The sequence below is a fragment of the Stenotrophomonas sp. AC248 genome (assembly GCF_979258185.1).
In genome coordinates this window covers 1,674,891-1,684,783 of record NZ_OZ409840.1, presented here as the reverse complement: position 1 = coordinate 1,684,783, position 9,893 = coordinate 1,674,891, and the positions used below count along the sequence as shown (strand labels likewise).

Sequence of the window (9,893 nt, the reverse complement as noted above, 5' to 3'; positions counted from 1 at the left end):
CGCCCTCAGCGGACCCGCCGTTCCAGCAGGTAATAGGCCAGGTTGCCCAGCCCGGTAGCACCCAGCAACAGCGCGATCGCGCCCGGGGTCACCTCGTTGATGCCAAGCAGGTCGATCAGTCCAAGGCCCAGCGCCACCGCCACCAGCACGCTGCCCCAGTGCAGCGCCGACTGCCGGCGCTTGCTGGCGTCGCCATCGAGCAGGGAGCGCACCAACGCCTCGGACCCGTGCGCGGCGATGATCCGGCGCCGCGTACCGGCGTCGACCACGCTCTTGATGGTGTAGACGACGCCGAGAATCAGGATGATCGGCAGGATGAGGTTGAAATCCATGGAAGGCCTCGCTGTGGTGGGGGTGTGTGCAGAAGGAGATACGGTGCGGGCGGCGGCGGTTGCACCCAGCGCACTTGCAACCGATCGGCCGCAGGACGTATCCCTATGGGAATGCCCGACCCCATCGCTCCCGACGACGCCGCACTGCACGCCGACCACGCGCTGGTCACCGCTGTCCTTGCCGGCGCGCCGGGTGCGTTCGAAAAGGTGGTGCGCAGCTACCAGGGCCTGTGCTGGCATATCGTGGACCGCATGGTCCGCCATCCCGACGATACCCGTGAGCTGTGCCAGGAAACCTTCCTGCGCGTGCATCAGTCACTGCACCAGTACCGTGGCGAACGCCCCTTGAAAGCATGGATCGCGCAGGTCGCCTACTCGATGGCCAAGCGGCACCTCGAACGCCGTCGCATTCCCATCGCCGACAATGGCCCGGATGGGCAGATGCATGCCGCAGCAGAACGGGTCAGCGACGGGTTCGACCTGGAGACCCATACCAGCACGCAGGAGGACCACGCCCTGCTGCATGCCGCCATCGAGGCACTACCGCCGCTGCAGCGCACACTGCTCACGCTCTATCATCTGGAAGAGATGCCCATCGCGGAGATCGCCAGTGTGACTGCGCTTGCCGAAGGCACCATCAAGAGTCATCTGTTTCGCAGCCGCCGGCAGCTGCGGCAGATTCTGCACGCCCGCATGGGAGTTACCGCATGAACCGTGATCGCATCTCCCCTGTCGATGCCGACGAATGGGCGGCACAGGAGCAAGGTCGGCTGCATGCAGGCGACGCAGCAAACGCCCGTACCAGCGCGGTGTCGGCCGACTACCGGCAGATCGCGATGGCCCTGCGATCGTTGCCGCGCAGCGCGCCGCCACCGGACTTCACCGCCGCGGTACTGCGACAGGTCACCGTGCACGAGGCCGGGGTCGAGAAACGCCTGGTGCCTGTGCTGATCGCCGTGCTTGTGGTGGTGACCGCGGGCATGGTGCTGCTGTTCGGCCGGTACTGGTGGCAGCTGGTGCAGCTATACGTAGGCCACGATGGCATCCGCTGGGCCGTCGCCCTGGCTGCCTGCATGCTTGCCTCGCGGCTGTGCCGGCGTTGGTTGCGTCGGCCCGCCCCAACGATGGCTGACGCGCTGCACCGGCACGCTTGACCTCAACCATGCTTGAGGTCCGAAGATGTCTCCTCCCCTGAAGGAGTTGTCTTCGATGACCTACACCCTGCCCGCCCTGCCCTACGCCTACGACGCCCTGGAACCGCACTTTGACGCGCAGACGATGGAAATCCACCATGCGCGCCACCACCAGACCTACGTCAACAACCTCAACGCCGCGCTGGCCGACGCCGGCGTTGAACCGATGCCGGTTGAACACCTGATCGCCGATATCGAGGCGCTGCCCGACAGCGTACGCACCGCCGTGCGCAACAACGGCGGCGGGCATGCCAACCACAGCCTGTTCTGGACCGTGCTCAGCAGCAACGGGGGCAGCCCGGCCGGTGCGTTGGCGGCGGCAATCGAGCGTGACCTGGGCGGCTACGACGCCTTCAAGGACGCCTTCACCAAGGCTGCGCAGACCCGCTTCGGCAGCGGCTGGGCCTGGTTGACGCTGGGCCGCGACGGTCGTCTGCTGGTGGAAAGCAGCCCCAACCAGGACAGCCCGTTGATGGGCGCCTACGCCAACCTGTCCGGCGGCACGCCGATCCTGGGCCTGGACGTGTGGGAGCATGCCTACTACCTGCACTACCAGAACCGCCGCCCCGACTACATCGGCGCGTTCTTCCAACTGATCGACTGGAGCGAAGTGGCACGTCGCTTCGAGGCGGCGGGCGGGCGCTGATGCGCGCGGGCCCGGCACCTGCTGCGGCACCGGTCGTGGCCGCCGACGCGTCCGGTGCCGGGCCCGACACGGCTGCATTGCGCCATGTGTTCGGGCAGTACCCGACCGGCGTGGCGGTGGTCGCCGTGCACGGCGCGGCGGGCATGCCGGTGGCGATGACCATCAACTCGTTCACCACGCTGTCGTTGCAGCCACCGCTGGTGGCGTGGAGCATCGGCGAGCGCGCCGCCGACCTGCCCATGTTCCGCGACGCGGCGTACTTCGGCATCAGCCTGCTGTCAGCCGGGCAGGAAGCGGTGGCGCGCCACTTCGCCGACCCGCTGCGGCGTCGCACACCGGTCGCTGCGGACGTGCTCGACCTGGGGGGCGCCGCACCGCGGGTGCGCAAGGCGGTCGGCTGGCTGCTGTGCACGGTGGAGCGCAGCCTGCCACTGGGCGACCACGTGTTGATCGTGGGCCGGGTTGCCCGTTTCGAGGCGGCGCCAGGCGCGGCACTGGCCTACCACCGCAGCCGCTACACCCGTATCGATGGCCGCGCCGACGTGGATGCGTCGCCATGGACATGACCGCCCTGCAGCGCATGCTCGACGCCGGCCGCGACAGTGCGCTGCTGCGCTTCAGCCTGGGCAAGGGCCTGCTGGACGCGGGCGAGCCCGCCGAGGCGGCCGCGCACCTGCAACGCTGCGTGACGCAGGACCCGGCCTATTCGGCGGGCTGGAAACTGCTGGGCAAGGCGTGGCTGGCCGCCGGCGATGCCGATGCGGCGGCACGGGCATGGCAGGAAGGCATTGCCGTGGCGCAGCGCAACGGTGACAAGCAGGCCGAGAAGGAAATGGCGGTGTTCAAACGCCGCGTGGACAAGGCGACCGCCGCGCGCGGTTGAGCGCGCCTACGGCAGCGGCGGCGGCGTGGGCACGCGCTGGGATACCACCAGCATGTGGCCCAGCGGCACCATCACCGGCAGCCCCAGCACGCCGACAAAGGCCAGTGCGTTGAGCCGGTTGAAGAGGCCGGCAATCAGCAACGCCCCCAGGCACAGCAATGCACCGGTGCCGGTGCACCAGCGCGCCCAGCGAGGCGCGCCGTGCAGGGTCAGGCCATCGAGCAGGAAGCCGAACGCAAGCCGCCAGAAGCCGACCAGTGCCACGCTGGCCAGCAACACGCCGACCAGCATCGGCGCGTAATCCGGGTGGCCGGTGGGGCGCGACAGCATCAGCAGGCCGAAGCCATCGAGCAGGGTGACGGGCAATGCAAACACCAGCAACTCCAGCACCAGCAAGGCCACGCCAACCCCGTTCGCCCACTGCGACTTGCCCATCATCCGCCCCCCGGCTGTAGTGCGCCGAGCATACAACGGGCCGGCTAGCCCATGTACGTGGCGGCCAGGCGGCGCGGCGCGCTTTCTCAGCGCACCGGTCGTTGCCGGGTGGTACGCCACGACAGGGCAAGCATGTGTCCCAGTGGCAGCAGCATCGGCACGCCCATGACCCCGATGTAGGCCCAACCGGTGGGACGTTGGAATATGCCCACCGCCAGCCCCGCCGCGCATAGCGTCGCGCCGGCAGCGGTGCACACGCGTGCCCACAGCGGTGTCCCGTCCAGGCGCAGGCCGGCGCGATAGAACCCCAGCACCAGCCGCCAGAAGCCCATGAAGGCGATCAGGGCCACCACCACCGCCGCCCGCATCGGCACGTGGTCAGGGTGAAACGCAGGTCCCCACAACCACGCCAGCGCAAAGACGCTCAGCGCCGTCATCGGCACGGCCAGCAGTTGCAGTTCCCATGCCAGCAGCACCACACTCAGCTGCGTTGCCCAGCCTGCCTTCTCCATCGCCATGCCCTCGTCCATGTGGGCAGAGGATACATCGGCGCCGAAATGCCTCAATCGCCCTTGCGGCGCTGCTGCTGCAGGTCGAAGCGCTGCATCGAGGCACGGATCAGCGCCTTGGCCTCGGCGGCGGTTCCCCAGCCATCCAGCTGCACCGGATTGCGCCCTTCGGGCAGGTCCTTGTACACGCGGAAGAACGCTTCGATGCGCTGGCGTTCGATCAGTGGCAGGTCCTGCAGGTCGCGGATGCCGGCGTAGGTGGGGTCGAGCTTGTCGGTGGGTACGCCGATGACCTTCTCGTCATGTTCGCCGTTGTCCACCATCTTCAGGAATCCAATCGGGCGAAACCGCACGATGACGCCGGGATGCAGCGGCTCGCGGGTCAGCACCAGCGCGTCGAGCGGGTCGTTGTCGCCGGCCAGCGTGCGCGGCATCGACCCGTAGTTGGCCGGGTACGCCACCGGCATCGACTGGAAGCGGTCCACATGGACCAGGCCGTCTTCCTTGATCTCGTACTTGGTGAAACTGCCGGCCGGTATTTCCACTGCCAGGTTGGCCTCGTCCGGGGCCTCTTTGGGCTGGGCGGCCAGGAACGGGTGCAGCACGGCGTTGGTGGCGCCACCGGCACCGGCCAGCAGCAGCAAGGCGGCGGCGATGGCGGCCAGGGGCAGAACGCGTCGGGTGGTCATCTTGTTCTCCAGCATCGGCCGGGCGCGTCGCAACGGCCCGGCCCGGGGTTCATTCCCAGCAACGGTCGGCGCGGCCCTTGAGGGTCTGCGCGCGCGTGCAGTCACGGGGGGCGATGCGTCCCTGCGTCAGTTCGGTCTTGCGCTTGCGTCCATTGGCGGCACGGGTCAGTTCGAAGCCGTCATACAGCTGGCCGGTGACCGTGCGTGCTTCGTAACGCAGGTGCTGCGGGTCGATCTTCAGCACCTGGTAGAGCTGGGTGTCTTCGCCCACCGGCGCCATCGTCGCGCGCGCCTGCTCAGACAGGCGGTACTGCTTGGGACCGGCCACGGTGACCACGAACTGCGGGGTGGCGCCCTGCCCCTCGCCACGACGGCCGTAGGTGTGGTCGTGGCCCTGCAGCACCAGGTCCACCTGATGGCGGCGCACCACCGGCAGCAGCACGTCGCGCAGTTCGGCGTTCTCGCGGCCCTCGCGCGGCGAGTAGAACGGCTGGTGCAGCAGCACGATGCTCCACGGGTGCGGGTTGTCGGCCAGCACCGTGTCCAGCCATGCGGCCTGCGCCTGCGCGGTGCCCAGGTCCAGTGCCGAGGTGCCGTCGAGCACGGCGATGCGCACGCCCTGGTAGTCGAACCAGTAGGTGCTGGTGTCGGCGGCGTCCACGCCATTGCGCGGCAGCGCGAAGGTCACCGGCCAGTGCCGGCCCAGCACCCTTCGCTCCTGCGGGGTGTCTTCGAACTCCTCGAAATACTCGTGGTTGCCGATGGCCGGGGCCACCGCGGTTTCCTGTGGCAGCCAGCCCGCGGCGGCGAACCACTCGCCCCACTCGCTGTCGTCCTGGCCGTCGCCGCCGCTGACCAGGTCACCGGCGAACAGGCTCAGGCGCGCATCCGGTGCGGCCTTGATGCCCGCACGCAGCACGCGCGAGACGTGGCTGAGGTTCTTGTTCTGGGTGTCGCCGAAGTACAGCAACGTCAGCGGCTGCCGGGCGGTGCCTGCGGTGCGCAGCTGGTGCCACGCGCTCCAGGTGCTGTTGCCCTGCACCCGCCAGAGATACAGCGTGTCCGGCTGCAGCCCGGCCACGTCGGCGCGATGGTAATGGGCCGTGCCGTTCTCGGTCTCCAGCGCGCGGGTGGCCGCCTTGATGCGGGTGGGCGTGCCCACGTCCGGCGAGTCACCGGCCACCACCCACTCCAGGGTTGGCGCGCTGACGGAGGCATCGGTGCGCCAGGACACGCCGAAGCCGCGCGCGGCGTCCTGCGCCGGCGAGGCCACCATGCGGTCCGGGAAACCAGTAGCCGCATAGTGGCGGTTGCCGGCGGGCACCTGGGTGTTGGGTTCGGCAGCGCTGTCCGGTGCCTTTGCGGCGGCCGGGCCATTGCCCAGCAGCAACGCGGCCAGCAGCGCTGCGGTAGCGATCGTGGCGCGGGTCATGGCGCGCACTCCAGCGGCAACGACAACTGCCGGGCGACAGTGGCCCAGTCGAACGCCACAACGCCCTGGTCGTCATGCACGGCATACAGCACGCCGTGCGGGAACCGCGCAGATGCCGATTGATCCAGCCAGATGCCGTCAGTGTTGGCCACCGTGTTGCCCTGGAACGCACCGACATGCTTCAAGGTGTGGCGGTCGAACAGGTGGAACACGCTGCGCTGCTTGCCCTGCTCGGTGGTGATCCACCAGCCGTCCTTGCCGCAGGTTTTCAGCATCACGCCTTCGGCCTGCGCCTGGAAGGCATCGCGGCCAAAGGTGGTACCGGTGAAGCGGCCTTCCAGCGTGTATACCTTGATCTCGCTGGCGTAGGTCTCGTCTTCCTCGGCAATCAACAGGCGGTCGTTGGCCGGGTCGCCCCAGATCGATTCGACCACGCGCAGGGCACCGGCATCGCTGGTGTCGCCGATGCTGCCCACCAGGGTCGCGTCCAGCGTGTTCCCCTTCATCGTGAGTGCGTAGCGGCGCACGCGCTTGTCCAGTTCGGCCAGGGGCGGCAGCACGTCATTACCCTGCGCGTCTTCGCCGGCATCGTAGGAGTCGGTGACGTAGACGTCGTAGCCTTCGCGCTGCTTGTTCACCCACAGCCCATAGGGCTTGCGCAGGTCGGCGGCGGCGAACATCCCCAGCGGGGTGAAATCGGGCAGGTGCAGCACCTGCACGCGGTGGTTGTCGCGCTCCACCACCAGCACCAGGTCGTCGATCACGGCGATGCCGTTGGGGCGGTCGAACTGACCCGGTGCGGTGCCCTGGCTGCCCACGTCACGCAGGTGCGCGCCGGTCTGGCCGTCATAGACCACCAGCTTGTGGGTGGTCTTGGCGGTGGCGATCAGCCACTGCTTGCCGTCCGGAGCAGTCCAGCTGGCCGGCGAGTCGATGTTGTCGGCGGGGGTCATCGGGGTAAGGAAGGCTTCGGCCACCGTGGCCACCGAACGCGCTGCAGCCGCGCCGGCCGGCGCATCGGCCGCCGGGCCGGACGCCGGCTTGCACGCCGCCAGCAGGGCCAGGCTCACCACCGCCACGGCGTGTCGTGCGCGCATCACAGCGCGACCTTCAGGCCCAGCGCATAGGTGCGGCCATACTCTTCCATCTGCAGAGTGCGCGAGCGCGTGCCCTGGTACAGCTCCAGCGGCTTGTCGAGCAGGTTCTGCGCTTCCAGGTACACGCTCACGTTGGCGGTGATCTTGTAGTCCAGGCTGAGATCCAGCTGGGTGTTGGGCGCCACGTAGATGTCGTAGGCAGTGCTGTCACCCAGCGTGTCCAGGTACTCGCTGCGGTAGACCGCCGCCACGCGGGTGCTGAAGCCGGCCTTCTCATAGCCGATGTGCGCGGTGTAGACGTGCTTGGAGGCGCGCGGCAGCATGAAGTCGTCGCGCTCGCGGCCGGCCAGGCCCGGATCGAAGTCGGTATCCAGCCAGGTGCCGCTGGCGCCCACCAGCAGGCCGTCCCAGCCGGCCGGCAGGAACGCCAGCTGCTGCTGCCAGTTGAACTCCGCGCCCTTGACGGTGGCCTTGTTGCCGTTGATCACCCGGGTGACCTTGAAGTCCGGGTAGGCCGGGTCGGTCGTGCTCACCGTGTTGACGATGTAGCCGTCGATCGCCTTGTGGAACAGGCCCAGCGACAGGATGCCGGTGGTGCCGATGTACTTCTCGATCGACAGGTCGATGTTCTTCGATTCGTACGGGTCCAGCTGCGGGTTGCCGATGCGCACTTCCTCGTCACCACGGCTCAGGCCGATGCGCGGGGCGATGTCGCCGAACGACGGGCGCGAGACGGTCTTGTTGGCGGCCGCGCGCAGCACCCAGGCATCACCGGCGTCGTAGCGCAGGTGCAGGCCCGGCAGCACGTTGCTGTAGCTGCGGCTGACGGTGAGCGGGGTCACGGTGTAGGTGCGGCCATTGCTGGCCACGTCCACGCTGTTGCCGGTGGCGCTGAACTGGGTGTTCTCCACGCGCACGCCGCCGATGATGCGCAGTGCCCCGATGTCCCAGGTGCCCATTGCGTAGCTGGCGAAAATGTCCTCACGGGCGGTGTAGTCCTCTTCCAGCGAGGTCAGCGCATTGCCGCCGGCATCCTGCGGGCGTGCACTGTACTGGCCACCGAACTGCGCCCAGTAGCGGCGCATCGCGTCCGAGCTCATGCCCTGGCCCAGCGTGCCGCCACGGTGTTCGGGCGTGCCGGTGGTCCAGTCGGACAGGGCGATGTCCGGGCCAACGCGCAGCTCGCGCTCGTTGGTGTCCACGTCGCGGTCGCGCCAGCGGCCGAGCAGGCCGAACTTGTAGCTGGCGTTGTCGCCGTCGAAACGCAGGTTGACCTGCGCGCTGTGTTCCTTGTCGTCCACGCGCTTGGGCGACAGCACCATGCGGTCGAAGTCGTAGCTGCCGTTGTCCATCCAGCCCGCATCGCTCAGGGCGATGCGCGGCACGCGGCTGTTCTGGTCGACGGTGGCGGACAGGTCGTCACCGGCGTATTCGAACCGCGCTTCCATCTCGTCGTTGACGCGCTCTTCGGTGCGCGTATAGCCCACCTTGTAGTCGACCACCGCACCGCTCAGGCGGTTCTCACCGCCGACGCTGGCGGCGAACGTATTTTCCTTCTTGGTGCGGTAGCGCATGCGCTTCTGGATGCTGTCGGCGGCCAGGTCATCCACGCGGTACTGGTTGCCGCCCAGCGCGGTGATGCCTTCGTCACCGAAATCGAAGATGGTGCGCTGGCGCGTTTCGGCATCGTCGAACTGGCTGTACAGCGTGCGCAGGTAGTAGCGGTTGTCCTCGTCGGGATGCCAGTCCAGGTTGAGGTTGGCGCCGATGCGCTTGCGTTCGATCTCGTACTTGCGGCGCTGCAGGCTGTTGGCGAACAGGTCGTCCTTGGCGCCGCCCTCGAAGGTGCCGTACTCCACTTCGGTGTTGTCCGATTCGAAGCTGCGCTTCTGGTAGTTCACGCCCACCGCCACGCCGAAGGTGTCGGCGAACACCTCGCTGTAGTTGAAGGCCGCCTTGGGGCTGGTCTCACCGGACAGTTGCTGGTGGCTGGCTTCGATCTTGCCGCGCAGGCTGCGCCCGTCGCGATCGAAGGCCGAGGCCGATTCCACCAGGATCGCACCGCCGATGGCATCGCCGGGCATGTCCGGGGTGGGCGACTTGACCACGCGCAGGCGCTCGGTCGAGTCGGAAGGGATCACGTCCAGCGGTGCGGCGCGGCTGGAGTCTTCCGGGGTGCCGATGGCGATGCCGTCGACGCTGACACTGTTGAGGTTGGCGTCCAGGCCGCGGATCACCACGAAGCGGCCCTCGCCCTGGTCGCGGGTCACGCTGACGCCGGGCAGGCGCTGCAGCGACTCGGCCACGTTCTTGTCCGGGTACACGCCCATGGCGTCGGACGATACCGCATCCTCGATGGCGTCGCTGCTGCGCTTGAGGTCGACCGCGCGGGTCTGCGACTCCAGCTGCGGGCGGACTTCGACCCGGTCCAGGTCGATCGCCCCGGCCCCACTGGCCGCGGTGCCCACGCTGGTGTCGGCGGCGAACACCGACGGACTGGCCATCACCAGCAACGACAGGCTGATCGCCCGGCCCAACACGCTCTTGTTCTGCACGGCATTCCCCAACGGCGTAAAGATTGGGTCAGCACGGTATGTCCGGGAGGTTGCATGGGCGTGACACAGGGTGCTGCGGCGCCGGGCTTTGGCTTCGGTGGGGCTTGCGGCACACTAGTGGC

General features: G+C 68.3%; 12 protein-coding genes. 5 read left to right on the top strand and 7 right to left on the bottom strand.

The features are described 5' to 3' along the window. Positions 1 to 5 precede the first annotated feature (5 nt). A complete protein-coding gene (locus ACZ0AE_RS07790) occupies positions 6 to 332 on the bottom strand; it encodes a hypothetical protein (protein WP_463600748.1) in 327 nt (108 codons plus the stop codon). 111 nt (positions 333 to 443) lie between these two features. Here ACZ0AE_RS07790 and ACZ0AE_RS07785 point away from each other — a divergent pair, with 111 nt between their 5' ends. Genes ACZ0AE_RS07785 through ACZ0AE_RS07765 form a run of 5 tightly spaced genes read left to right on the top strand, consistent with a single transcriptional unit; the run spans position 444 to position 3,054 of the window. Further along, positions 444 to 1,043, top strand: coding sequence for an RNA polymerase sigma factor (locus ACZ0AE_RS07785; protein ID WP_463600747.1), 600 nt, complete (start codon positions 444 to 446; stop codon positions 1,041 to 1,043). After that, positions 1,040 to 1,486: a hypothetical protein gene (locus ACZ0AE_RS07780; protein ID WP_463600746.1), complete on the top strand. Its 447-nt coding sequence runs from the start codon at positions 1,040 to 1,042 to the stop codon at positions 1,484 to 1,486. Before ACZ0AE_RS07785 ends, ACZ0AE_RS07780 begins: the two co-directional genes overlap by 4 nt. 55 nt (positions 1,487 to 1,541) lie before the next feature. Beyond that, positions 1,542 to 2,171, top strand: coding sequence for a superoxide dismutase (locus ACZ0AE_RS07775; protein ID WP_038689000.1), 630 nt, complete (start codon positions 1,542 to 1,544; stop codon positions 2,169 to 2,171). Then, positions 2,171 to 2,737 (top strand): flavin reductase family protein, encoded by a 567-nt coding sequence (locus ACZ0AE_RS07770; protein WP_463600745.1) that lies wholly within the window; start codon positions 2,171 to 2,173, stop codon positions 2,735 to 2,737. Before ACZ0AE_RS07775 ends, ACZ0AE_RS07770 begins: the two co-directional genes overlap by 1 nt. After that, positions 2,728 to 3,054, top strand: a complete 327-nt coding sequence (locus tag ACZ0AE_RS07765; RefSeq protein WP_463600744.1) for a tetratricopeptide repeat protein — start codon at positions 2,728 to 2,730, stop codon at positions 3,052 to 3,054. Before ACZ0AE_RS07770 ends, ACZ0AE_RS07765 begins: the two co-directional genes overlap by 10 nt. A gap of 6 nt (positions 3,055 to 3,060) precedes the next feature. Here the strand turns inward: ACZ0AE_RS07765 and ACZ0AE_RS07760 are convergent, their stop codons facing one another. From ACZ0AE_RS07760 to ACZ0AE_RS07735, 6 genes are all read right to left on the bottom strand, one after another. Then, positions 3,061 to 3,489, bottom strand: coding sequence for a hypothetical protein (locus ACZ0AE_RS07760; protein ID WP_185753341.1), 429 nt, complete (start codon positions 3,487 to 3,489; stop codon positions 3,061 to 3,063). 86 nt (positions 3,490 to 3,575) lie between these two features. Next, the gene (locus ACZ0AE_RS07755) at positions 3,576 to 4,007 is read right to left on the bottom strand and encodes a hypothetical protein (protein ID WP_185753342.1); all 432 of its coding nucleotides are present in this window, start codon (positions 4,005 to 4,007) and stop codon (positions 3,576 to 3,578) included. 44 nt (positions 4,008 to 4,051) lie between these two features. Beyond that, positions 4,052 to 4,687, bottom strand: coding sequence for an inorganic diphosphatase (locus ACZ0AE_RS07750; RefSeq protein WP_463600743.1), 636 nt, complete (start codon positions 4,685 to 4,687; stop codon positions 4,052 to 4,054). Between the two features lie 49 nt (positions 4,688 to 4,736). Continuing rightward, the gene (locus ACZ0AE_RS07745; RefSeq protein ID WP_463600742.1) at positions 4,737 to 6,119 is read right to left on the bottom strand and encodes a purple acid phosphatase family protein; all 1,383 of its coding nucleotides are present in this window, start codon (positions 6,117 to 6,119) and stop codon (positions 4,737 to 4,739) included. Next, entirely contained in the window at positions 6,116 to 7,216 is a 1,101-nt protein-coding gene (locus ACZ0AE_RS07740) for a phytase (RefSeq protein WP_463600741.1), read from the bottom strand. The genes ACZ0AE_RS07745 and ACZ0AE_RS07740 overlap by 4 nt, the downstream gene beginning before the upstream one ends. Continuing rightward, positions 7,216 to 9,720 (bottom strand): TonB-dependent receptor, encoded by a 2,505-nt coding sequence (locus tag ACZ0AE_RS07735; protein WP_463602075.1) that lies wholly within the window; start codon positions 9,718 to 9,720, stop codon positions 7,216 to 7,218. The genes ACZ0AE_RS07740 and ACZ0AE_RS07735 overlap by 1 nt, the downstream gene beginning before the upstream one ends. Positions 9,721 to 9,893 lie beyond the last annotated feature (173 nt).

Bases quoted from the DNA above. Each gene is read 5' to 3' on its own strand.
- ACZ0AE_RS07770 (WP_463600745.1), top strand. From the start codon at position 2,171: ATGCGCGCGGGCCCGGCACCTGCTGCGGCACCGGTCGTGGCCGCCGAC.
- ACZ0AE_RS07775 (WP_038689000.1), top strand. From the start codon at position 1,542: ATGACCTACACCCTGCCCGCCCTGCCCTACGCCTACGACGCCCTGGAA.
- ACZ0AE_RS07765 (WP_463600744.1), top strand. From the start codon at position 2,728: ATGGACATGACCGCCCTGCAGCGCATGCTCGACGCCGGCCGCGACAGT.
- ACZ0AE_RS07790 (WP_463600748.1), bottom strand. From the start codon at position 332: ATGGATTTCAACCTCATCCTGCCGATCATCCTGATTCTCGGCGTCGTC.
- ACZ0AE_RS07785 (WP_463600747.1), top strand. From the start codon at position 444: ATGCCCGACCCCATCGCTCCCGACGACGCCGCACTGCACGCCGACCAC.
- ACZ0AE_RS07760 (WP_185753341.1), bottom strand. From the start codon at position 3,489: ATGGGCAAGTCGCAGTGGGCGAACGGGGTTGGCGTGGCCTTGCTGGTG.
- ACZ0AE_RS07755 (WP_185753342.1), bottom strand. From the start codon at position 4,007: ATGGCGATGGAGAAGGCAGGCTGGGCAACGCAGCTGAGTGTGGTGCTG.
- ACZ0AE_RS07780 (WP_463600746.1), top strand. From the start codon at position 1,040: ATGAACCGTGATCGCATCTCCCCTGTCGATGCCGACGAATGGGCGGCA.
- ACZ0AE_RS07740 (WP_463600741.1), bottom strand. From the start codon at position 7,216: ATGCGCGCACGACACGCCGTGGCGGTGGTGAGCCTGGCCCTGCTGGCG.
- ACZ0AE_RS07750 (WP_463600743.1), bottom strand. From the start codon at position 4,687: ATGACCACCCGACGCGTTCTGCCCCTGGCCGCCATCGCCGCCGCCTTG.
- ACZ0AE_RS07745 (WP_463600742.1), bottom strand. From the start codon at position 6,119: ATGACCCGCGCCACGATCGCTACCGCAGCGCTGCTGGCCGCGTTGCTG.
- ACZ0AE_RS07735 (WP_463602075.1), bottom strand. From the start codon at position 9,720: ATGGCCAGTCCGTCGGTGTTCGCCGCCGACACCAGCGTGGGCACCGCG.